Source organism: uncultured Sphingomonas sp., assembly GCF_913777625.1.
Lineage (GTDB): Bacteria > Pseudomonadota > Alphaproteobacteria > Sphingomonadales > Sphingomonadaceae > Sphingomonas.
In genome coordinates this window covers 67,554-90,378 of the sequence record NZ_CAJYTI010000008.1, presented here as the reverse complement: position 1 = coordinate 90,378, position 22,825 = coordinate 67,554, and the positions used below count along the sequence as shown (strand labels likewise).

19 protein-coding genes and 1 tRNA gene are annotated in these 22,825 nt (G+C 67.1%); 9 read left to right on the top strand and 11 right to left on the bottom strand.

Annotation, left to right across the window (positions count from 1 at the left end):
- Positions 1 to 105: 105 nt before the first annotated feature.
- Positions 106 to 2,346 carry a DNA topoisomerase IV subunit A gene (parC, locus tag QZ814_RS04200; RefSeq protein WP_294329836.1) on the bottom strand — a complete coding sequence of 747 codons (2,241 nt, stop codon included), beginning with the start codon at positions 2,344 to 2,346 and terminating at the stop codon, positions 106 to 108.
- A 72-nt stretch (positions 2,347 to 2,418) separates the two neighbouring features.
- Complete coding sequence (locus QZ814_RS04195; protein ID WP_294329835.1) at positions 2,419 to 3,423, bottom strand: hypothetical protein; 1,005 nt, start codon at positions 3,421 to 3,423, stop codon at positions 2,419 to 2,421.
- 198 nt (positions 3,424 to 3,621) lie between these two features.
- Here QZ814_RS04195 and QZ814_RS04190 point away from each other — a divergent pair, with 198 nt between their 5' ends.
- From QZ814_RS04190 to purQ, 4 genes are all read left to right on the top strand, one after another.
- Entirely contained in the window at positions 3,622 to 4,455 is an 834-nt protein-coding gene (locus tag QZ814_RS04190; protein ID WP_294329834.1) for a DUF4349 domain-containing protein, read from the top strand.
- Between the two features lie 140 nt (positions 4,456 to 4,595).
- A complete protein-coding gene (gene purC, locus QZ814_RS04185) occupies positions 4,596 to 5,375 on the top strand; it encodes a phosphoribosylaminoimidazolesuccinocarboxamide synthase (RefSeq protein ID WP_264608526.1) in 780 nt (259 codons plus the stop codon).
- A 205-nt stretch (positions 5,376 to 5,580) separates the two neighbouring features.
- A complete protein-coding gene (purS, locus tag QZ814_RS04180) occupies positions 5,581 to 5,811 on the top strand; it encodes a phosphoribosylformylglycinamidine synthase subunit PurS (RefSeq protein ID WP_116468495.1) in 231 nt (76 codons plus the stop codon).
- Complete coding sequence (gene purQ / locus QZ814_RS04175; RefSeq protein ID WP_294329833.1) at positions 5,808 to 6,473, top strand: phosphoribosylformylglycinamidine synthase subunit PurQ; 666 nt, start codon at positions 5,808 to 5,810, stop codon at positions 6,471 to 6,473. The genes purS and purQ overlap by 4 nt, the downstream gene beginning before the upstream one ends.
- A 56-nt stretch (positions 6,474 to 6,529) precedes the next feature.
- On the opposite strand, the gene QZ814_RS04170 is transcribed toward purQ, so the two are convergent.
- Together QZ814_RS04170 and QZ814_RS04165 are read right to left on the bottom strand one after the other, a co-directional pair.
- Complete coding sequence (locus QZ814_RS04170; protein WP_294329832.1) at positions 6,530 to 7,309, bottom strand: sulfite exporter TauE/SafE family protein; 780 nt, start codon at positions 7,307 to 7,309, stop codon at positions 6,530 to 6,532.
- Positions 7,310 to 7,418: 109 nt separating this feature from the next.
- Entirely contained in the window at positions 7,419 to 8,162 is a 744-nt protein-coding gene (locus QZ814_RS04165; RefSeq protein ID WP_294329831.1) for a queuosine precursor transporter, read from the bottom strand.
- A 63-nt stretch (positions 8,163 to 8,225) separates the two neighbouring features.
- Between QZ814_RS04165 and QZ814_RS04160 the strand changes: the two genes are divergently transcribed.
- Positions 8,226 to 8,302, top strand: a tRNA-Arg gene (locus QZ814_RS04160).
- An 87-nt stretch (positions 8,303 to 8,389) separates the two neighbouring features.
- Here QZ814_RS04160 and rtcA read toward each other — a convergent pair.
- From rtcA to QZ814_RS04140, 4 genes are all read right to left on the bottom strand, one after another.
- Entirely contained in the window at positions 8,390 to 9,412 is a 1,023-nt protein-coding gene (rtcA, locus tag QZ814_RS04155) for an RNA 3'-terminal phosphate cyclase (protein ID WP_294329830.1), read from the bottom strand.
- A complete protein-coding gene (locus QZ814_RS04150; protein WP_294329829.1) occupies positions 9,409 to 10,200 on the bottom strand; it encodes a nucleotidyltransferase domain-containing protein in 792 nt (263 codons plus the stop codon). The genes rtcA and QZ814_RS04150 overlap by 4 nt, the downstream gene beginning before the upstream one ends.
- Positions 10,201 to 10,242: 42 nt before the next feature.
- Complete coding sequence (locus tag QZ814_RS04145; RefSeq protein WP_294329828.1) at positions 10,243 to 11,466, bottom strand: RtcB family protein; 1,224 nt, start codon at positions 11,464 to 11,466, stop codon at positions 10,243 to 10,245.
- A gap of 693 nt (positions 11,467 to 12,159) precedes the next feature.
- Complete coding sequence (locus QZ814_RS04140; RefSeq protein WP_294329827.1) at positions 12,160 to 13,707, bottom strand: RNA-binding protein; 1,548 nt, start codon at positions 13,705 to 13,707, stop codon at positions 12,160 to 12,162.
- A 272-nt stretch (positions 13,708 to 13,979) separates the two neighbouring features.
- Here QZ814_RS04140 and rtcR point away from each other — a divergent pair, with 272 nt between their 5' ends.
- A complete protein-coding gene (gene rtcR / locus QZ814_RS04135; RefSeq protein WP_294329826.1) occupies positions 13,980 to 15,572 on the top strand; it encodes an RNA repair transcriptional activator RtcR in 1,593 nt (530 codons plus the stop codon).
- Positions 15,573 to 15,817: 245 nt separating this feature from the next.
- On the opposite strand, the gene QZ814_RS04130 is transcribed toward rtcR, so the two are convergent.
- From QZ814_RS04130 to QZ814_RS04120, 3 genes are read right to left on the bottom strand one after another with little or no spacing between them, the layout of a single operon-like run.
- Positions 15,818 to 18,202 (bottom strand): ABC transporter permease, encoded by a 2,385-nt coding sequence (locus tag QZ814_RS04130; RefSeq protein ID WP_294329825.1) that lies wholly within the window; start codon positions 18,200 to 18,202, stop codon positions 15,818 to 15,820.
- Positions 18,199 to 18,870, bottom strand: coding sequence for an ABC transporter ATP-binding protein (locus tag QZ814_RS04125; RefSeq protein WP_294329824.1), 672 nt, complete (start codon positions 18,868 to 18,870; stop codon positions 18,199 to 18,201). The genes QZ814_RS04130 and QZ814_RS04125 overlap by 4 nt, the downstream gene beginning before the upstream one ends.
- A gap of 9 nt (positions 18,871 to 18,879) precedes the next feature.
- The gene (locus QZ814_RS04120) at positions 18,880 to 20,145 is read right to left on the bottom strand and encodes an HlyD family efflux transporter periplasmic adaptor subunit (RefSeq protein ID WP_294329823.1); all 1,266 of its coding nucleotides are present in this window, start codon (positions 20,143 to 20,145) and stop codon (positions 18,880 to 18,882) included.
- A 140-nt stretch (positions 20,146 to 20,285) separates the two neighbouring features.
- On the opposite strand from QZ814_RS04120, the gene QZ814_RS04115 reads away from it, so the two are divergent.
- The 3 genes from QZ814_RS04115 (at position 20,286) to QZ814_RS04105 (ending at position 22,821) form a co-directional block, all read left to right on the top strand.
- Positions 20,286 to 20,819 carry a DNA-binding response regulator gene (locus tag QZ814_RS04115; protein WP_294329822.1) on the top strand — a complete coding sequence of 178 codons (534 nt, stop codon included), beginning with the start codon at positions 20,286 to 20,288 and terminating at the stop codon, positions 20,817 to 20,819.
- On the top strand, positions 20,812 to 22,026 hold the full coding sequence (locus QZ814_RS04110; protein ID WP_294329821.1) for a PAS domain-containing sensor histidine kinase: 1,215 nt from the start codon (positions 20,812 to 20,814) through the stop codon (positions 22,024 to 22,026). The genes QZ814_RS04115 and QZ814_RS04110 overlap by 8 nt, the downstream gene beginning before the upstream one ends.
- Positions 22,027 to 22,377: 351 nt before the next feature.
- Complete coding sequence (locus QZ814_RS04105; protein ID WP_294329820.1) at positions 22,378 to 22,821, top strand: transposase; 444 nt, start codon at positions 22,378 to 22,380, stop codon at positions 22,819 to 22,821.
- Positions 22,822 to 22,825 lie beyond the last annotated feature (4 nt).

Here is a 22,825-nt window from a genome sequence, read left to right as displayed (position 1 = left end):
GCAAATTCAGAGCCCGGACCCTTCGAAACGCCATCCCCACCGATCTAGCGGTCAAGTGGTTAAAGGGGTCTGAAAAGGTGCCCCTGGAATTCCAGCTTTTACCGCTTAGAATCGATTATCCCGCGGAAATCCCGTCGGTGGCATCCGCCCCGCTGCACCGCGCGCAGCCCGCCATGGCATCATGTCCGGCTCGGACCGATACCGCCCCTGCTCGCCGCCCATCCGCCAGCGCAGGCCGTCGGCGAGCTTGAAGGTGATCACGTCCGACAGGCCGCCGTCGCGGTAGCGCTGCAGCTGCACGCCCTGCCCACGGGTCATCTCCGCGACCTCCGAGAGCGGGAAGACCAGCATCTTGCGATTGTCGCCAATCGCTGCGACGAAATCGTCCTCGGGACCGATCGGGCGGACCAGCTTCAAATGCGCGCCGGGGCGCGGAGTAACCACCTGCTTCCCCTTGCGCGTCTCCGCCACCACTTCCTGGCTGCTAACGATGAAGCCGCGCCCGTCGCTCGCCGCCACCAGCAGCTTGGGCGCGGCGCTGGCCGGCAGCAGCGTGACGATGTGCCGCTCCGCCTCCAGGTCGATCAGCAGCCGCACCGGCTCGCCAAAGCCGCGGCCGCCAGGCAGCTTGTCGGCACCGAGCGTGTAGAAGCGGCCATTGTCGGCGGCGAGCAGCAGCTTGTCGGTGGTCTGGGCATGGAACGCCAGGAAGGGGCCGTCGCCTTCCTTGAACTTCAGCGCCTCGCCGCCGAGATCCTCGACATGTCCCTTCATCGCGCGGATCCAGCCGCGCTGCGAAAGGATGACGGTGATCGGCTCGCGCTCGATCATCGCTTCCAGCGGAATTTCGCGCGCCGGGGCCATCTCGACGATCGCGGTGCGGCGGGCACCCAGCGGCGTCTCCAGCCCGTAGCGCGTGATCATCTTGCCCAGCGCACGCTTCATCCAGGTGCGCTGGCGCGCCTCGGAGCCGAGCAGCGTCTCCAGCTCGGCCTGTTCCTTTTCCAGCTTCTCCTGCTCGCGGCGGAGTTCCATCTCCTCCAGCTTGCGTAGAGAGCGCAGCCGCATGTTGAGGATGGCCTCGGCCTGGCGGTCGGTGAGCTCGAACTCCGCCATCATGATCGGCTTGGGCTCGTCCTCGCTACGGATGATCTCGATCACCCGGTCGAGGTTGAGGTACGCGGTGATATAGCCGCGCAGCAGCTCCAGCCGATCGGCGATCTTCTCCAGCCGATGCTGCGACTTGCGCTGGAGCACAACGAACTGGTGCTCGAGCCAGCCGGCGAGCGCCTCGGCCAGGCTCATCACCCGCGGCGTGCGGTTCTTGTCGAGCACGTTGAGGTTGAGCGGCACGCGCACTTCGAGGTCGGACAGGCGATAGAGGCTGTCCATCAGCGTGTCTGCGTCGACGGTGCGACTGCGCGGTTCGAGGACGATGCGGATGTCCTCGGCCGACTCGTCGCGCACGTCGCCCAGGATCGGCAGCTTCTTGTCGTTGACCAGCGCGGCGATGCCCTCGATCAGCTTGCCCTTCTGCACGCCGTACGGGATTTCGCTGACGACGAGGTGCCAGCCCCCGCCCTTCTCGGTCACCTTCTCGATCTTGGCGCGGACGCGGAAGCTGCCGCGGCCGGTGGCATAGGCCTCGGCGATCGCGGCGGGGCTGTCGACGGCGATGCCGCCGGTCGGGAAGTCGGGGCCCTTCACATAGTCGAGGACGTTCGCCTGCGGATTGTCGATCAGCGCCACGGCGGCCTGCATCAGCTCGGCCGCGTTATGCGGCGGAATGCTGGTCGCCATGCCCACCGCGATGCCCGCCGCGCCATTGGCGAGCAGGTTCGGGAACAGGCCAGGGAACAGCTCGGGTTCCTCGTCCTCGCCGTTATAGGTGGGGCGGAAATCGACGGCATTCTCGTCGAGCCCCTCCATCAGGTCGATCGCGACCTGGGTCAGCCGCGCCTCGGTATATCGGTAGGCAGCCGCGTTATCGCCGTCGATATTGCCGAAATTGCCCTGCCCGTCGACCAGCGGATAGCGCAGCGCGAAGGTCTGGGCGAGGCGGACCATCGCGTCATAGACCGAGGCATCGCCATGCGGGTGATATTTACCGATCACGTCGCCCACGACGCGGGCGCACTTCTTGTACCCGCTCGCCGGATCGAGCCGCAGCAGCCGCATCGCCCAGAGCAGCCGGCGGTGCACCGGCTTCAGCCCGTCGCGCACATCGGGCAGCGAGCGTGCGGTGATCGTCGACAGCGCATAGACCAGGTACCGCTCGGACAATGCACTGTCGAACGGGACGTCGGAGGCGCCGGAGGGTTCGGAAACGTCGGTGTCGAGGCTCATCGCCGGACGGGATAGCAGGCCGCAGGGGCAAACGCCAAGGGCGTTCCCCCTTTGATCCGAATTGTTTCGACCTCAGCCGATCAGGTGGCGGAAGAAGCTCCGATTCTTCGCGATCAGCGGCCGCAGATGCTCGGGCACTTCGCGCTTTTCGAGCTTCCGGATCATCGGCGTCCGATGCGACGGCCCGAGCGAGACGAGCAGCGAGAGCATGCCCCGGCGCTGCAGCGGCGGCGTGCCCCGGTGCAGCGCGAAGGTGTTGACGAAATAGACGTCGCCCTTCTCCGCCAGCACCACGCCGGCGCCGCTTGCCTGCTTGAGCGGATCCAGTTCGGCATCGGAGAAACGGCGTACGTCGTAGAATTCGCGCAGGCCCGAGGTCCTGGGGATCAGCTCCAGCGGCCCGTCCTCGCGCGATCCGATCGGCGAAAGCGGCACGAACACGCGGATGAAGTTGAGCGGCTCGGCACAGTCGCGGTGCCAGTTCTGGTTCTGATAGGCGAAACCCGCCGGCTGCGAGATCCACGCCCAGGCCCAGCTGAGCGCCGCGCCCGGGCCGATCGCCTCGCGGCAAAAGGCGATCAGGTCCGGGTTGGCGCAGATCTCCAGGAAGGCCGGATCGCTGAACAGCCGCTGCGGATCCATGTAGAGGAACGGATGGTCGGTCGCTTCGGGCGCGCCGACATGCTCGAAGCCCGGCAGATAGGGGTCGCTGAACGTCTGGGGCGCGAACATCGCGGCGGCCATGCGGTCGACCAGCGCGGGCTCCAGCATCTTCTCGGCGAAGTGGAAGTCGATGTCGCGAAACTCGGCGGCACGCGGCGTGCGGCCGACCCGCGCCAGCGGCGCGCGGACCCAGCGCTCAAGCCGGCCGAGCGTGCGCAGCCTGGCGGGATCGTTGGACTTGGTGCGCAGCCAGAAGATGTAGTTGAAGGCATAGTTGTAGAACGCCAGATGCCGCCACCGGGCCAACCGGCTGTTGCACCGCAGGCCGGCGGCCACCTGGTCCGTGAACGGCTTAATGCCGGCCTCAGGCGTATGATCCAGCCCCACCAGCGCCGCCTTGCCGAAGCGCGTCATCGTCCCTGTCCATCGCTGCCCGTGTTCCTTCCCATCTTAGGACGACCGGCCTCGCATCGGTGGGAGATCCTCGAATTTGGGCGCCGGAGTCCATGCCACAATCTCGCCTCATTTACGGCAATAATGTGGCTTGACTTTGTCCTAGTCCAATGATGGGATTTGCATGTGCCCAGACCGGGCACATGCAAGGGGATGTCGATGCGCAAATTTCTCGTGCTTGGTTCCGCCGCGCTGCTCGCGGCCTGCTCCAGCAATGACGGCAGTTCCGGCCAGCAGGGCGACACGGTGGCGGCAGAGACGCCCGACAAGCCGGGCGCCGAGCCGCTCAAGGTCACCCTGCCCCAGCTCGCCTATCATTATTCTTTGAGCTTCCTGCTGCCCGACGCGAAGCTGGCGGAGACGCAGGAGGCGCATCGCACGCTGTGCGACCGGCTCGGGCCCGCACGGTGCCAGCTGCTGTCGCTCACTCGCGACGATGCCGAAGGCCGTGCGGGCAGCGCCGTGCTGAAGCTGCGCGTCGCCAGTGCGGACGCGACCTATTTCACTGGCGAAGCCGCGCGCCAGGTCACCGCCGCCGGCGGTCGTGCGCTCAACACCAATGTCGCCGGCGACGACGTGTCGAAGGACCTGACCGACACGGCCGCACGCATCCACCAGCGCGAATTGCTGGTCGCGCGACTCACCGAGACGCTGCGGACCCGCAAGGGCACCGTGCCCGAGCTGATCGAGGCCGAACGCACCGTCGCCTCCGCGCAGGAAGAGCTCGACAAGGCCCGCGCCTGGCAACGCGAACTCCAGGGGCGCGTGGCAATGGCCGAGGTGGAAATCCACTATCAGCCGCTCGCCGCACCGGCCTCCGGCGCCAACATCGGCGCGGCGCTGGGCGAGGCGGTGCAGGGCTCGGCCTCGGCCTTCATCGGGGGCATGCAGTTCCTGCTGTCGCTAGCCATCTATCTGCTGCCCTGGGGTGCCGTAGTCGGTGCCGGAATCGCCCTCGTGACCCTGCTCCGACGCCGCAACCGCGCGGCCTGACACGCCAGCCCGCTTTGGGAACGACGCCGCATTGCACCCCCGCCCCCCTTGCGGTATAGGGCGAGGCCTTCCAGCCCCGGCGGTCACGCGGAGAAATCCCGTGGAGCCGGGGCAACGCATTTCCAAGGGACTAGGCCGACATGGCACGCCGCCGGCAAATCTACGAAGGCAAGGCTAAGATTCTCTACGAGGGTCCGGAGCCCGGCACGCTGATCCAGTATTTCAAGGACGACGCAACCGCCTTCAACGCCCAGAAAAAGGGCACGATCAACGGCAAGGGCGTGCTCAACAACCGCATCAGCGAGCATGTGTTCACGCTGCTCGGCGGCATCGGCATCCCGACTCACTTCATCCGCCGCCTCAACATGCGCGAGCAGCTGATCCGGCAGGTCGAGATCGTGCCGATCGAAGTCGTGGTGCGCAACGTCGTCGCCGGCTCGCTGGCGAAGAAGCTCGGCATCGAGGAAGGCACGCCGCTCCCCCGCACGATCGTCGAATATTATTACAAGGACGATGCCCTCGGTGACCCGATGGTCACCGACGAACATATCCTGGCGTTCGGCTGGGCCGGCCAGGAAGAACTGCACGACATGGCCGACATGGCCATCCGCGTGAACGACTTCCTCTCTGGGCTCTTCGCCGGCATCGGCATTCGCCTGGTCGACTTCAAGCTGGAGTTCGGCCGGATCTGGGAAAACGAATATCCCCGGATCATCCTGGCGGACGAGATCAGCCCGGACGGCTGCCGCCTGTGGGACATCACCACCGGCGAGAAGCTCGACAAGGATCGCTTCCGTCGCGATCTGGGCGGCGAAGTCGAGGCCTATCAGGAAGTGGCGCGCCGCCTCGGCCTGTTCCCCGAGGGCGACGCCTCGGACGTGCTCGACCTCGAGACGCACCGCAAGAAGCGGGGGAAGTAAGTCCGCGCCGATCCTCCCCTGCAAGGGGAGGTGGCATGCCGCAGGCATGACGGAGGGGTGTCCCCGCTGGTAAGGGGGGGGCGCCCCTTCGCCGTTTTCACCCCTCCGTCGCTTCGCGACACCTCCCCTTGCAGGGGAGGATCTTCATGCCTCGCCCCACGATTTCCGATTGCGACTTTTGCCCCGCCGCGTCATAGGCGCGCCCATGAAACTCCGCATCATCGTCACCTTGAAGAACGGCGTGCTCGATCCGCAGGGCAAGGCCATTCAGAACGCGCTTGGCGGCCTCGGTTTCGAGGGCGTCGAGGATGTCCGCGCCGGCAAGATCTTCGAGCTGGACGTCGCCGATTCGACCAGCGACGCCGCAATCGACGAAATGTGCCGCAAGCTGCTCGCCAACACGGTGATCGAGAACTACCGGGTCGAAAAGCTGTGAAGACCGCGGTCATCGTCTTCCCCGGCTCCAACTGCGATCGCGACATCGCGGTCGCGCTGGAGAGCGTGACCGGCAGCAAGCCGCACATGGTGTGGCATGGCGACAGCGAACTGCCGGAGGGCCTGGGCCTGATCGCCCTGCCCGGCGGCTTCTCCTATGGCGACTATCTGCGCTGCGGCGCCATCGCGGCGCGCTCGCCGGTGGTGCAGGCGGTGATCGCGGCGGCCAATCGCGGGACGCCGGTGATCGGCATCTGCAACGGCTTCCAGATCCTCACCGAGACCGGGCTGCTGCCGGGCGCACTGATGCGCAATGCCGGGCTCGACTTTGTCTGCCGCGACGTGCCGCTGACGGTCGAGAACAGCCAGTCGATCTTCACCAATGCCTATACAGCCGGCGAGACGCTCTCGATCCCCGTCGCGCACCATGACGGCAATTACTTCGCCGATGCCGGGACGCTGGACCGGCTCGAAGGCGAAGGCCGCGTGGCGTTCCGCTATGGCGAGAACATCAACGGATCGGCCCGGAACATCGCCGGCGTGATGAACGCCGCCGGCAACGTGCTCGGCATGATGCCGCACCCTGAGCGCAAGATCGAAGCCGCGCATGGCGGCGATGACGGCCGCCGGCTGTTCGAGGGACTGCTCGCCGCGGTCGCCTGATCGCCACGGGCTTTCGAAAAAGGGCCGCGGTCTGCCGACCGCGGCCCTTTTTGTTGTCAGAACAGCATCTTCAGCCCGACCACCGCCAGTGTCGCGGCAAGGATCGGCACCAACACCTTGTCCGACGTACGCGTCGCCAGCAGGCTGCCGAGGATGATTCCCGGCACGGATCCGGCGAGCAGCGAGAGCAGCAGCGATCCGTTGACGGACCCCAGCACCCAGTGGCCCAGCCCGGCGAGCAGCGTGAGCGGCACGGCATGGGCGATGTCGGATCCGACCAGCTTGTTCACGGCCTGGTGCGGGTAGAGCATCAGCAGCGCGGTCATCCCCAGCGCCCCCGCCCCTACCGAGGTCAGCGATACCAGCAGGCCGAGCAGCGCGCCGAGCGCAATGGTGACATAGCCGATCCGCGCCTCCCCCAGCCGCTCGAACCGCGGCGCCATGACCGCAACGAGGCGGCTGCGGAAGAAGGTGGCGACTGCCGTCACCACCAGCGCCACGCCGAGCGTCACCGTGATCAGGCTCCCGCTGCCCTTGGCCTGCTCCTGCGCGTGGGACAGCAGCAGCAGCGTCAGCGCGGTTGCCGGCACGCTGCCATAGGCGAGCCGCCGTACGACCTTCCAGTCGATCGTGCCGTGCAGGCCGTGGACCCCTGCCCCCACCGTCTTGGTGGCGGAGGCGTAGAGCAGGTCGGTTCCCACCGCGGTCGCCGGGTGGAAGCCGAAGGCGAGCACCAGCAGCGGCGTCATCAACGAGCCGCCGCCGACGCCGGTCAGGCCGACCAGCAACCCAACGAGCACCCCGGCGATGGAATAAAGCGGATTGATCGCGAGCACGGGAATCCTTGGGTATCGATTTCCCACCAGCATGCGGGGATTTGTACGGAACGCCAGAAAGATTTGGTTTCAGCGCCGCTGGGCGGTGCCGGCTTGCGGCCGGCCGCGATCAGACCCGGGTGGCGAAGGGCGTGAAGTCGGTGCCCTCGTCGAACACATCGACGCCCTCCGCCCGCTTCAGGAACCCGACCACCACATAGGTCAGCGGCGTCAGCAGCACCTCCCAGCTCACCTTCAGCACCCATTGCGTGACGAGTACTTTCAGCACCAGCGCGTCCGTCCAGCCCTCGGCCCGCAGAAAGGCGAGCGGGTAGAAGATCAGGCTGTCCATCGCCTGGCCGGCAATGGTCGAGCCGATCGTGCGGGTCCACAGCATCCGCCCACCGGTCCACAGCTTCATCCGCGCAAGGACATAGGAGTTGACGAATTCGCCCGCCCAGAACGCAACGACCGAGGCCAGGACGATGCGCGGCACCTGTCCGAAGATCACTTCATAGGCTGCCTGGTTCGTCCAGTCGGGCGCAGGCGGCAGCTTCACCACCACCCACGCCATGAACGCCATGAACAGGACCGCGGCCGTCCCCGCCCAGATCACGCGCCGCGCGCGGGCATAGCCATAGACCTCGGTCAGCACGTCCCCGATGATATAGGAAATCGGGAAGAACAGGATCCCCGCCCCGAACGGCCAATAGCCCACCCCCGGCAGCCACACCTGCGCGACCTTGCCCGCGCCGATGACGTTGGACAGCAGGATGATCGCGACGAAGGCGGCCATCACGAAGTCGAAATAGCGGAAATGCTCGCCGGCGAGGCTGCGGGCGGAGACGTGGGCGGGGCGGCTCGGTATGTTCATTGCGCTGTACTATGCGAGGCGTTTGCTTGCCGTGCAATCTGCGCCTAAAGGCACATCCAGCGCGCGCCCGTAGCTCAGTCGGATAGAGCACGAGCCTTCTAAGCTTGGGGCCGCTGGTTCGAATCCAGCCGGGCGCGCCATTGCCTGATTATGGACTGTTTTCTGCCAGTTCCTGTGCCACCCAGCCGGAAAGCAATGGGCAATGCCTCACTGGGCCCATCGTTCGATTATCGCGTCCTCTCTCGCGCCAGATGACAGCCGTTCGGCTGTTGCTCGAACCGCCACCGACGCCCGGTAAAGCGCGCGATGATGTCGCATGCCGTCAGCGCGTGTTGGCTCGGCTTCACCGTGGTGAAGCTGCCGCCGCCGGCGAGCGCGAAGGGCAGCAGCAGCTGGTCCGCCAGATACGGTCCTGCGAACGCCTCCGACGCCAGATACCCTGCCATGCGATGCGCCGCCGTCTTGGCGAGCGATTCCGCCGAGATGCCCAGCCGGCCGAAGCCGCTGACGATCTCGGTCGCCTGCTCGAACGCGGCCTCCAGCAGCAGCACGTTGCCCGGCCCCTGTTCGTCGGGCAGCTGCCGCACGGCGAACGCGGTCTCCGGCCAATCCGGCAGCAGCCGGCGCGCCGTTGCGAGCTCGCGTTCGGCGATGTTGAACGGCAGCGCCGCGAACAGCGCTCTCGCGGATACCGAACGAAGCCCGCCGCGATCAATGCAGTCGATCGGCGCCAGCGCACCCGGCGAGATGTCCACCTCGATCCGCCCGCCGCCGCGCGGGTAGAAGCCGTGGCGCACCAGTCGCAGTTCGATCTGCGCGCCCATCCGGCGGAGCACCGGCGCGAAGGCCTTGGCGACGAACTCGAAGGGCGGCGCCAGCATGTTGTGCGTGCCGCCTTCGAGCACGAGCCGCGACGGCCCGTCTGCCAGCAGCAGCGGCATCAGCAGCGTCTGGAGCACCAGCCCGGTGCTGCCGGCAGTGCCGACCGCGAACTTGTATTCGCCCGACACGACCTTGCCGGCTATGAAGCTGAAATCGGCCGCGCCCACCGCCACGCCCTCGCAGGTCGCCCCGCCGATCGCGCACGCGGCCTCGATCGCGGTGACGTGCTGGCGCATCAGCCCCGGCTTCTCGCGGTTGCCGCGCGCATTGGTGATGCGGAAGGGCTGGCCGGTGACCAGCGACAGCGCGCACGCATTGCGCACCACCTGCCCCCCGCCCTCGCCTTGCGATCCGTCGATGATGATCATGTGTTTGCCATTTCCAGAAAAAGTGCATTCGCGCGGCCGACGAAGTCGTCGCGCAGGGCGCGGACCGGCAATTCACCGGCCCGCTCCAGTTCGCTGCGGATCAGTGCATCTAGATCGGGCAGACGGGTGCCGTTCGCCCGCTCGTTGGTGCGCGCCTTCGCTTCGACGAGCTCGGCAATCTGCCCCGCCAGCGCCGCCGGCAGATCGCTGACCGCGACCAGCGCCTGCAGGTTCATCGGCGGCCGCGCGGTCGGGTTCACGCGGAGCGCGCGGATGGTGAGCGCCGGGCGCAGCGCATAGAAATACTTCTTCACCGGCACCGCCTCGTCGCCGTCCAGCCAGCGCTCGGCCGCTTGGCGCCCGGCACTCGCATAATGGTGCGCGAGCGCGCGCGGGTTGAGCAGGTCGTCCGCCAGCGCCGCCAGTTGCGCCATGAACGGATCGGCGGGTCGATAGTGGATCGGCGACTCCATCCACTCGCTCACGGTGGCGTTGGAGCGGAGCAGCAGCCCCAGCGCCTTGCGGATGTCCCAGCCATTGAGATCGATGTCGTCGACGATCGGCTGCTCGATCACGTCGCGCCCCGGCGCGAGCGACAGATACCAGTCGCGCGGCCGCAGATAGAGAAAGCGCACGTCATAGTCGCTGTCGGGGGACGGAAATCCCCAGGCACGCGAACCCGATTCGATCGCGAGCAGCAGGCGCACGCCTTCGCGCGCCTCGATGTCGGCGAGCCGCGTTTCGATCTCGCGACGGATGTCGGGGGCGATCGCCCCTTGGAAGGTCATGATCCGTATCCGTATTTTCAGGCGCGGGATGCGCGCGAAGGGTTACCCCTTCACGCACACCACCTGCTTCAAGGTGTGGACGATCTCCACCAGATCGGCCTGGGCAGCCATCACGGCTTCGATCGGCTTATAGGCCTTGGGCGTCTCGTCGATCACGCCTTCGTCCTTGCGGCAGGCGACGCCCGCCGTGTCGGCGATATGCTCGTCGAGCGTCACCAGCTTCTTGGCCGCAGTGCGCGACATCACGCGCCCCGCGCCATGGCTGCAGCTGTCGAACGACTCCGGGTTGCCCAGCCCGCGCACGATGAACGACTTGGCGCCCATCGATCCCGGGATGATCCCCAGCACACCCTTGGCCGCGCGCACCGCCCCCTTGCGGGTGACCAGCACATTCTCGCCGAAATGGTTCTCGCGCGTCACATAGTTGTGGTGACAGTTCACCGCTTCCATTTCGGCATCGAACGGCATGGCGATCTGCCCGCGCAGGGCGGCGATGACGTTGGTCATCATCATCCGCCGGTTGAGCGCGGCATAGTCCTGCGCCCAGCCGACCGCCTCGACATAATCGTCGAAATGGTCGGTCCCTTCCGGGAAATAGGCGAGGTCCTGATCCGGCAGGTTGATGTGCCACTTGCGCATGTCCTGCTTCGCCAGTTCGATGAAGAAGGTGCCGATCGCGTTGCCGACGCCGCGCGAGCCCGAATGGAGCATCACCCAGACGCGCTGCTCCTGGTCCAGGCACAGTTCGATGAAGTGGTTGCCCGTGCCGAGCGTCCCCAGATGGCTGAGGTTGTTGGTGTTCTTCAGCCGCGGGTACTTGTCGGTGATGCGCTGAAAGCGGGCGGAGAGCGTCGCCCAGGCCTCGACGATCGCCGGGGGCGGCGCGCCCCACGAGCCATGGTCGCGCTGCCCGCGGCCGACCGAGCGGCCGTGCGGCACCGCCTGCTCGATCGCCGAGCGGATGCCCTCAAGGTTATCGGGCAGGTCGCTTGCCATCAGCGAAGTGCGCGCGGCCATCATGCCGCAGCCGATGTCGACGCCCACCGCCGCCGGGATCACCGCGCCCTTGGTCGGGATCACCGAGCCGACGGTCGCGCCGATGCCGACATGCACGTCGGGCATCGCCGCTACGTGTTTGAACACGAACGGCATCTGCGCCGCGCGGGTGAGCTGGGCGCGCGCGCCGTCTTCCACCGGCACGCCGCGCGTCCACATCTTGATCGGCACACCGCCTTCGACGTGCTGATAGTCATAGGTCGTGGTCATGTTGACCTCCTTGGCTCTTCGGGTGCCGGCGACGAGGCGTGACGAGACATTTTCGCTGAGCTATCCGGTTGCCCGGAGGCGGACTTGAACCGCCGACCTCCCGCATCGCTGCGGGTGCTCTACCTGTAGTCCCGCCGGCATTCGCCGGCTGTGCTGCTTCCATTGCGGCTCCGGCGACGAACATTGCGAAAGACGGTCCTCCGAAGAGGCATCGTGACAGGATGTAGTCCAACGCGGCATTCGCCGGAAATCGGATGCTGGCGACCAGAGGGTGGTGAGACGTGCCTTGTGCTCTATCCGTTTGAGCTACGGACCGAGACGGCCCGGCCGGGTTCGAACCGGCATCGCAAGGTCCTGGATGTAGTCCCACCGGCATTCGCCAGCATGGTGTCGGCTTGGCGACGAGGATTGGAAAAGACCCCCCGAAGGGACGATGCTCTATCCGCTGAGCTACCGCGCCCTTCGGCACGAGCGGGATTCGAACCCGCGACCGTCGCATTAACATGTAGTCCTTCCCGGCATTCGCCAGATCGTTCGTAGTGGGTCGTGGCGACGAGAACGGCGAGACGTGGCCCTTAAGCTACGTGTCGGCGGCGGGGTTCGAACCCGCATCTCCCGCTTGCGCGGGCGCTTTACTCGTCGGGCCCCTCTGGTGACATGTAGTCCCGCCAGCATTCGCCACGACCCTGTTCGTTACACCTCCACTGCCTCGACGATGCCCACCCAGTCGCGCGTCTCGCCGGCGGCGAAGCGTGCGATCCCGTCGAACACCGCATCGGAGAAGCCCCCGATGTTGAGGATGTCCGCCCGGCTCTGCGCCTGGGTCGTGCCATAGGGCGCGATGTCGACGCAGACGAGCTTGGCCCCTGGGCAACGCCGCTTCAGCCGATCCCATTCGCGCAGCGTCGCCGTGGCACCGCCGCGCGTCGCATCGACCCAGGACTCGTTGTCCGAGACGATCACGACCAGATCGACCTTCTCACCCAGCATGTTCAGCAAGGCGAGCGGTGCCGAGACGTTGGTGCCGCCCCCGCCCACCGCGGCGAGCTTCGCAGCATTCACCGCGACGCGCGCCTTGGGATCGAGCTTGAGCTTCACCACGCCCTGTTCGAACGGCAGCACCTTTGCATCGCGGTTGGTCCGCAGCATCGCCGCCGCGACCAGCGCCGCGACATCGATGCACCGCACCTTCGACGACGCGCCCTTGCGGACCCCCGTCGCCGGCGAGGCCATCGACCCCGACACGTCGGGGCAGACGATCACCCGACCCGCCACCGCCGGCACGCGGGCCAGCGACTTTTCGAGCGCATCCTCCAGCGCGGCCTGCACGGTCAGCGGCACGGCCTCGTCCGCCGCCGCCAGCGCCATCTGGAGCTGGTACGGAGTCGGCTTCACCCGGGCGATCGCAGCCGGATCGCGCAGCCGTTCGGCCACCCGCTCCGTCACCCCCTCCACGTCGAACGCGCCGTTGCGCGCCAGCGTGTTGAGGTTCATCCGCAGCGCCTGCCAGCCCATCGCGCCGGCAAGCTCCGCCCACTGCGCGGCGGTCAGTTCGAAGGCGGTCAGCCATTCGAACGGCACCGGCGGCAGTGGTCGCGAACGGTCCGTCTTCCACGCCTCGAACGCGGCGATCTCCGCCGGCAGCGCGGCCACGTCATAGGGCTTGCCGATCAGCCAGCCGTAAAAGGCGCGCCGCTCGGCATCGGCGGGCTTGGGGTGCACCATCCTGACGATGTCCGCCAGGCTGGGATCGCGGCCCGTCGCCGCGGCCATCAGGTCGCGGATCGAGGCGCGTTCCAACCAGCCCTGCACCAGCCGCTTGGGCCGGGTGCCAAGCGACGTCCGGCCGACCTGCCCGGAGCGCAGGATCTGCACATAGCTGCGCAGCATCCGGCCATTGTCGATCACGCGGCCGAAGACAAGGACCGCCAGGTCCGGATCGGCCACGGTGAGATAGGCCGCTAACAGCGCCGGCATGTCCTTCATCGCGCCCGAGCGGCGGGCATAGACCGCAGCCTTGGCGACGAAGCCCGGATCGCACGCCTGGGCGGCGGCGATCACGTCCGAAAGCTGCGCCTCGGCGGTCGCATAGAAGGTCTCGCTGAGCGTGCCGGTAACGGCCAGCTGGGCGAGCTTCGCCTGCGGGCCATAGGCATAGGCCGGGGCGCCTTCATGGTTGCGCGTATCGGCTGCCGGAAGCAGCTTCGCGATCGCCGAGGCGAAAAGTCCCTTGTTTGCCATTGCCTTGTATCCTTCCTGCGGATCCGGGGGCGGCCGGCCCATTCCGGCCGCCCCGTTCTTCCGCGCCATCGGATCCAGGAAGCGCCCGATCCGATGCCAGGTACTTTGCAGAAGGCGTGCCAAGTCGTGGCATCAAGGTCGAAGAAATCTATCATTACATTGACTTTAAAACATTTTTTACATCTCGAGATCCAATGCGCCGGCATGTCAGCTCGAGATCGCATCGGAAAAATACGATCGCATTGGATCGTATTTTATCCTATGGGATAAACATGAAACCGCTGACTGTAATTGGCTTTCTCGGCTCTACTCTCGATGCGAGCAAGTTCGGCCCCTCGCGCTGGAACAAGTGGCGCCCCACCGTCGGCCTTGCCATGCATGAGGATCTGCGCGTTGATCGGCTCCTTCTGATCCACGGCTCGCAGCATCGCCGGCTGGCGGAATATGTTGCGGAGGACGTGGTCTCCGTCTCGCCCGAGACGCGAGTGGATCTGCGCGTGCTCGACTTCCATGACGCTTGGGATTTCGAGGAAGTGTACGGCAAGCTGCTCGACTTCGCCCGTGCCGAGCCGTTCGACCCTGAGGCCGAGGAGTATCTGGTCCACATCACCACCGGCACGCACGTCGCGCAGATCTGCCTCTTCCTGCTGACCGAGGCGCGGTATCTGCCGGGCCGCCTGCTCCAGACCCAGCCGGAGCGCGGCACGCTGAACCCCGCCGGCACCTGGAACACGATCGATCTAGACCTGTCGCGCTACGACAGCATCGCCACGCGCTTCGCCGTCGCCGCGCAGGAAGGCACGTCGTTCCTCAAATCGGGCATCGAGACGCGCAACCCGGCCTTCAACCGAATGATCGACGAAATCGAACGCGTCGCACTGCGCTCCAAGGCGCCCATCCTGCTCACCGGGCCCACCGGCGCGGGCAAGAGCCAGCTCGCACGCCGCATCTACGAACTGAAGCGGCTGAAGCATCAGATCGCCGGGCCGTTCGTCGAAGTGAATTGCGCGACGTTGAAGGGCGACGGGGCGATGTCGGCGCTGTTCGGGCACCGCAAGGGCGCGTTCACCGGCGCGGTCGGCGATCGCACGGGGCTGCTGCGGACTGCCGACAAGGGGATGTTGTTCCTCGACGAAATCGGCGAACTCGGCTCGGACGAGCAGGCGATGATCCTGCGCGCCATCGAGGACAAGCGCTTCCTCCCTGTCGGATCGGACAAGGAAGTCGCCTCGGACTTCCAGCTGATCGCCGGCACCAACCGCGACCTCGGCGCGGCGGTGGCGGCGGGCGGCTTCCGCGACGATCTCTACGCACGGCTCAACCTTTGGACCTTTCAGCTCCCGGGCCTCGCCGAGCGCCGAGAGGACATCGAGCCCAACCTCGACTATGAGCTCGATCGCTTCGCCGAGCGCGAAGGCATCCGGATGGGCTTCAACAAGGAGGCCCGCCAGCGCTATCTCGCCTTCGCCACCAGCCCGGAGGCGCGCTGGCCGGGCAATTTCCGCGACCTGTCGGCAAGCGTCACCCGCATGGCCACCCTCAGTGCCAAGGGGCGGATCGACACCGACGCCGTCGAGGCGGAAGTCCACCGGCTGGCTCGCCTGTGGTCCGGGCAGGGCCAGGATGAAAGCGATATTCTGGCAGAAGTGCTGACGCCGGCGGCGCTGGCGGAAGTCGACCCCTTCGACCGCGTGCAACTCGCCGCAGTCGTCCAAACCTGCCGCCGAAGCCGTTCGCTTTCAGAAGCCGGGCGAACCTTGTTCGTCGCATCCCGCACCCGCAGAACATCCGCCAACGATGCGGACCGACTGCGGAAATATCTAGCCCGCTTCGCGCTGGATTGGTCCACGCTCACCGGCCGCTGACCTAGCTTCAGATCCCTACACATGACGCACACCACGTCTATGCCGGTCTGTTGGAAGCCGAATTTCCCAATGACCTAGGTGCCCAGCACGTTCACCTCGGGCGCGCCAGTTCCGAAAAGACCATGGATTACCATCCGTTTGAGCAAACCCCGTCGAACAGCGATGGGCACCGAATGCCGTACCGAGGCTGTGAACGCCTCATTGAGCGGGGGACGTGCAAGTGGCCGCGCACTTCGGCGCGTCGTCTATTCATACCGTAGTGCAACGATAGGCGCCCGACGGGCGGCGGCCCCTGCCAGCACGCCGATGCTCGCGACCGCCACGACGAACGCTGCACCGCCCGCCGCAGGATACAACCATAGCGGCATGTCGATGCGATAGGCATAGCCGTTCAGCCAGCGCTGCATCGCCCACCAGGTGACCGGCCAGGCGGCGAGGTTGGCCAGCAGTGCTGGCCGTGTAAGCTGGCGGAGTAGCAGCCAGAGCACCTGCCCCATGCTCGCGCCCATCGCCTTGCGAATGCCAATCTCCTTCGTGCGGCGATCGGTCGTGGCGATGGCGATGCCAACCATGCCGGCAGCCGCCAGCAGCACCGCCAGCGCGGCGAAGATCGCGAACAACTGCATGCCGCGTTCGAGATCGCGGTACAGCTCCTCCATGCGATCGGAAAGGAAGCGGCGCCGGATCGCCCCTTGCCCGCCGGTTTCCCGCCACACGCGATCGATCGCTGCGAGCGTCTCCGGCACCTGCCTGCCGGACAGGCGGATCGACACCATGCCCGCACGCGGTCCCACCCGTCGCGGGGCGTCGATATAGACGGTAGGCTTGGCCGCCAGTTCGGCCGAGGTGAACTGGAAGTTCGGCACGACGGCCACAACCACACCGATCTGTTCGCCCTCGGTGAATGGCGAGAAGTTTGTCACGGGCACGCGCTGGCCAACCGCCTCACGCGGCGACCCCAACTCCAACGCCTTCACCGCCGCTTCGTTGAGGACGATGCGACGCACCTGGGGCTCGCCCTGCGGCGGCATTCCTGCGAGCGAACCGGCGATCGGCGGGACTCCATAAAGCGCATACGTGGCCGGAAGTGCCGCCGCGACGATGATCTGGACAGGTCGCCCCCCCAGCTCGATGAACGATCCACCCTTGCCCGTCACGAACTCCGATCCGTGGCATGCGGCGCCCTGCACGCCAGGCAGGCGCGCCGCCTCCGCGACGAAGCCCGGCGGGCACTCCGCATCGACCGTGAGCATCTGCGCGATATCCGCCCCCGTGCCCTGCGCCATCGCGAAACGGCGCTGCTGGTAGACGATGCCGGTGGCGATCAACAGGCCGATCAGCACCGCGAACTGCAGCGTCGCCAGCACCGCGCGGACCCTGGTACCGCCATCGCTGGTTCGGCCGTCCGGCCGCAAGATCGTTGCGGGCGACAGTCGCGAGACGACCAGCGCCGGATAAGCGCCGGCGAGCAGCCCGACGATGACCGCGCCCGCGATAATCCCGAGCGTCAGCAAGGGCGCCTGCGCATAGTCGATCGTGGCATTGGTATCGAGAAAGGCGTTGAGCGGCGGCAGCAGCCATTCGCTGGCGACCAGCGCCAGCAGCGCCGCGATCAGCGTGGCCGCCACCGCCTCGCCGAGAAACTGCAACGCGATATCCCAACGGCCCGCTCCAGCCGCCTTGCGGACGCCGATCTCCTTGCGCCGCCGCCCGGCGCGCGCCAGCGCCAGGTTGACCGTGTTGGCCACCGCCACGAACAGCACCAGCCCCGCGATCAGCGAGCCGGTGATCAGCCGGTCGCGCGCGCCGGGATGCAGATCGGCATCGAGCGCCAGCCGATCGACCCGCACCAGCCCCATGCGATAGATTTCCTGTATTTCCGGCGGCATCAATGTCGCGATCAGCGGGCGCATCTGGCGCGCCGCCTCTGTGGCGGAAATTCCGGGGCGGAGGCGGAAATAGGTCCGGGATTCGGTTCTGAACCCACCATCTGCCGGGCGCGCGAGGCCATGGAGGACCGACGCGGCATTGCGCGACGAGGCCAGAATGTCATGGGTCCAGTCGGTCGCACCGGGCGGGAGATCGGCAAGAATGGCCCCAACCGTCATTGCGCGCCCAGCGATGGTGAGCGGCGCGCCCAGCACGTCCGAACGTCCGAACCAGCGGCGTGCCGCCTCGGCGGTCATCGCTACACCGTCGGGCCGCGCCAGCGTCGCGGCCAGATCGCCACGCAGCACCGGGCGCGGCACGACGTCAGCAATCGAAGGGTCGGCCCAGTAGATCGTCTCCTTGCGCTCGACGGCACCGCGGCGGATGGCAACCTCGTCCTCGGCAAGCCGCGCCCAGGCCTCGATCGAGGCCAGCCGGCCCGCGACGAGGGGCGCCGCCAACCCGCTCGTCCGCTCTTCGATCGCAAGCGCGCCCCCGGGCATCAGGAAGGTGGAAGTCGCCAGATAGGTCCGGTCGCGCGCCGGAACGAAGTCGTTCTGCTGCAAAGCGCCTCGGACCACGATCAGCATCAGGATCGCTGCGGTCAGCCCCACGACGAGCCCGAGCAGCGCGATCAGCGACAGCGTCCGCGCGCCCAGCGCCGCCCGCCACCCGGCGATGAGGAAATGCCGGAGCTTCACAGCAGCGTCTCGCTGACCACGCGACCATCGAGCATCCGGACCGTCCGCTGTGCCTCGGCGGCGTGGAGCGGCGAGTGGGTGACCATCACCACGGTCGTGCCCGCTGCCACCGCATCCTTGAGCAGGCCCATCACCTGTTCGCCATTGGCACTGTCGAGATTGCCGGTCGGCTCGTCCGCCAGGATCAGTTTGGGCTCGGCCACCAGCGCGCGCGCGATCGCCACGCGCTGCTGCTGACCGCCGGACAATTGCTGCGGTCGGTGCCGGGCGCGGTGGGCGATCCCCACCTGCTCCAGCGCCTCGCCGATCCTTCGTTTCGCGGCGGCGCCACCGCTGCGATAGAGCAGGCCGATCGCGACATTCTCTTCCACGGTCAGTTCGTCGACCAGATTGAAGCTCTGGAACACGAAGCCGATATGCGCGCGGCGCAACCGCGTCCGTTCCCGCTCGGAACGCCCCGCCACTTCCTCGCCAAGCAGCCGGTAGGAACCGCCGCTCGGCGCATCGAGAAAGCCGAGGATGTTGAGCAGCGTCGACTTGCCGCAGCCGGAGGGGCCCATGATCGCGACGAATTCGCCCGCGCCCACCTCCAGGCAGACGGCGTCGAGCGCGCGCGTCTCGACCTCGGAGGTACGGAAGCTTTTGCGCAGGTCGGTAAGCGTCAGCATGGGTCTGCCTCAGTCGGTAAGGAGGACGCGGTCGATCCGCGACCAGTTGGAAGTATCCGAAACGATGGCGCGCTGTCCCGCCTGCAAGCCGGCGAGGATCTCGACCTGGCGGGGGTTACGACGGCCGAAGCGCACCGGGGCGCGCCGGGCACTGCGGCCATCGGCCGCGAGCACGAACAGGTCCCCGCTTCCCTGCGCGGCGGCGCCGGCGGGCAGCACCAGCGCGCGGCGATCCAGCCCGAGCGTCAACTCGCCGTCGATCGCTGCGCCGGGGGTGGCGCCGCTGGGCTGCGCGCCCAGGAAGTCGATCTCGACGGTGAACGCGCCATTCTTCACCTCCGGGCGCACGCGGGTGACCCGCCCTGCAAGGCTCCGCCCGCCAAAGGCCAGCGCAGCGTCCAGCCCGGCTCGGACCCGCGGCAGGTAGTATTCGTCGATTGCGGCAACCACGCGAAAACCGGCATCGCTGGTAATCTCGGCCAGCCGATCCCCGCGATTGCGGTTCTGCCCCGGCTTGAGGTCGATCTGGGTGAGCGTGCCGGTCACCGGGGCCCGTACGATCAGGTCATCGAGCTGGGCATGCGTCGCATCGAGGCTGCGGCTGAGGCTTTCCTGCTCGCTGCGCAGGCGGGGGAGCTGGGCTGCGCGCAGCCGCTCCTGGCGCTGGTTGGTCGCCTGCTGCACGGCAAGGAGGCGGCGATAGCGCGCGAGATCGATGTGCAGCGCCTCGGCGTCGCCCCTGGGATAAAAGCCGCGCGCGGTGAGCGCGTCGATGCGTGCGGCCTTGGCCTCCAGCGTCGCGACGCTGGCCGCGAGTTCGGTCAGCGTCTTGTCGTTGGTCGCGCGGTTGGTCTCGAGCTGGGTTTCGAAGCTTTGCACCTGGGTGATGGATTCAACGAGGCGCCCCGCATTGTCGAGCACGTCCCGCACGAGTTGCGCATTGCGAAACACGACCAGCGGCTGCCCGGCCGTCACGCGGTCGCCCGGCTGCGCGAAGATCTGCGCGACCTGCCCGCCGGAGACTGCGTCCAGATAGAGGATCTCGCGCGGCTGCAGCGTGCCGTGGACCGCGACGACATCGCGAAACAGCTCCACCCGCGCCGTGGCGAGCGTCACCGTGCCGGCGGCGACGGTGAGTGTCCGGGCACCCGCCCCATGCACCAGCGCGGCGATACCGACCAGCAAAGCCAGCATCGCGAGGGCAGCAATCCAGCTGCTTCGGCGCGGGCGCTGCCACCAGGGCGTGGCGATCGGATGGTCCATGGACGACACCACGCCATCATATCCGCTGAGGCCCACAAGAAAAAACACGCAGCGGCAGACACTTAGTCGACGGAGAACGCCGCTCGCGCTCCGATGCCGTCCGGATTCGTACAGTTGCGCGCGGCTAGCAGCTGAACCTACCATCGGCGCCGATGAACGACGCCCGCATCCTCATCGTCGACGACGATCCCGACGTTCGCCAAGCGGCGGCGCTGGCGCTTGCGCCCCATGTGAACGGCTGCGAGGAAGCCACCTCGCCCGCCGAAGCCGCGCAAATGGTGCGGGGGCGCCGCTATGATGCGGTGTTGCTCGACATGAACTTCCTCGCAGGCGCTCGGGACGGCGAAGCAGGGCTGGCGGCCCTCGCCGACCTGCGCGGCGCCGATCCTGCCCTCGGCGTGGTGTTCCTCACCGCCTATGGCGGCGTGAGCCTTGCGGTGCGGGCGATGAAGCAGGGCGGCGACGATTTCCTGCTCAAGCCCTGGCGCAACGCCCAGTTGATCGCCGCCGTGCGCGACGCGATCGCCCGCACCGAAGCGCGGCGCCGCGCCCCGACGCTCGCGGCCGTGGAGCAATCCACCATCGCCGAAGCCCTCCAGCGCCACGAAGGCAATATCAGCCGTGCTGCGGCATCGCTGGGGCTCACCCGGCAGGCGCTGTACCGCCGGCTCACCCGCGATGGATAGTCTGGCCGCCTATCCGCGTGTCTCCGCCGTCGGCTGGCGCCTCGTCATCGCAGGCGCGGCATTGTGGGGCGCGATCCAGCTGCTGCCCTCGCACCACATCGCCACCATCGGCCTGCTGCTGATCGTCGCGTTCCTCGCCCTTGCCGATCTGTGCGTCAGCCTGACACGGCAGCCCGTCCTCCAGGCACGCCCCACAACCACGGACGATGCGCGCGAAGCGGAGCATTTGCGCGCGCTCCTCGACGCAGTGGCAACCGCGCTTTTCGTGCTCGATGCACAAGGCCGGATCGTCCGGTGCAATCGAGCGGCCCGGCGGATGGCGGGCGCCATGGTTTCTCGGCTGGAAGATGTGGCTGCACTCGATCCGAGGACGATCTCGATCCTTCAGGCACTGCCCGCCGGTGCGCGACGCCTGGTGCGTGCGAAGGACGGCCGCAACCTCCTCGTCTGGTGCGGCAGCTTTACCGCGCCGGGTGCAGCGCCGCAGCGCCTCCTGTCGCTGCAATGGGTGGCAGGCGAACTGGACGCGGTCGAGATCGAGGCGTGGCACGCCATGACGCGCGTGCTGACCCACGAGATGATGAACGCGCTCGCGCCGATCGTCTCGCTTACCGAAAGTCTCGCCGCCCTGCCCGATCACCCTCCCCAGACCGCGCGTGCGCTCGCCACGATCGAACGCCGTGCCACGCATCTGCTCGGCTTCGTCGAACGCTATCGACAGCTCGGCGACCTGCCGAGGCCGGTGCCGGAGGCGTTCGACCTTTCGGTGCTGGTGACGGACGTGGCGCAATCGACGATGTCCTTGGAGGACATCGGCATCCGCCTGGACCTCTCCCTGCCGACCGAGCCCGCGCGCATAATCGCGGACCCGGAACTGCTGGAGCGGGCGCTCGCCAATCTCCTCCAGAACGCCGCCGACGCCGTACGGGGCCAACCATCGCCGCGGATCACCATCGAGCTGACAACAGAAAAGACGGAGACGATACTCCGGGTTCGCGACAACGGACCCGGCATTCCGGTCGACCGGATCGACGAGGTCTTCGTGCCCTTCTTCACGACCAAGGAGGGCGGCTCGGGGATCGGCCTGTCGCTTTCCCGCCAGATCGCCGCCGCGCATCATGCGACTCTCATGGCCGTCCAATCGGACGAAGGGGCGTGTTTTGAACTTCGCATCCCTGCAGCGGACGGCGAGCCGTCGGCGCATTGAACGTACCGCGATCAGTCGATGCGCCAGCGATTTTCCGCCCGCGACAGACGCATTCGACCACAATTTCCCAATGATCTGAGTGCCCAGCGCTTTCACCTCGGGCGCGCCATAAAAATCGGGAAAATGGGTGTTACCTAACAGGGCGCATCCTGGTTCTAGGTAACACATAGGTAACGAAGGCCTGATTCTGCACTTGCGGGTGCGGAGTCGCGCCTATGCTTGCTCACCCGCGAGGCAAAACAGCGCAGGTTTCGATCGGTACATCGTAAGCGGAGCCTCGATCCCACCTTGCGGGCGCGATGGGCAGCGTCGAGTCTCCGCGCGGTGATCGGGCGGGAGGAGGCTGGTGCTATGATGATGTCAGGTGACGATGCTGGCACCAGCGGCGTGCGGCGCCTTGAGGTATTCACGGGCGTGGGCAAGCGTCGCGAGTGGTCGCCTGAGGCGAAGGCGGCTATTGTCGCGGAGAGCTATTCGGGATTGGAGAGCGTCAGCGCCGTGGCGCGACGGCATGGGCTGGCTGCGTCGCAGCTTTTTGGATGGCGCCGGCAGCTGCGTAAGCAGTTGGAGGACCAGGGTCTGGCGCTGGCGCAGGCGCCTTCGTTCGTTCCGGCGATGATCGAGTCGGCTCTACCTAGCGCTTCGGCTCCTAGGGCCAAGCGCTCACGCCGCCAGCGGCGATCGCCTGGCAGCGCCATCGAACTGGAGATCGACGGTATCGCGGTGAAGATCGCGCGCGGCGCCGATACAGGTCTGATTACGGCGGTGATCGATGCGCTCAAGGCATCCCGGTGATCGG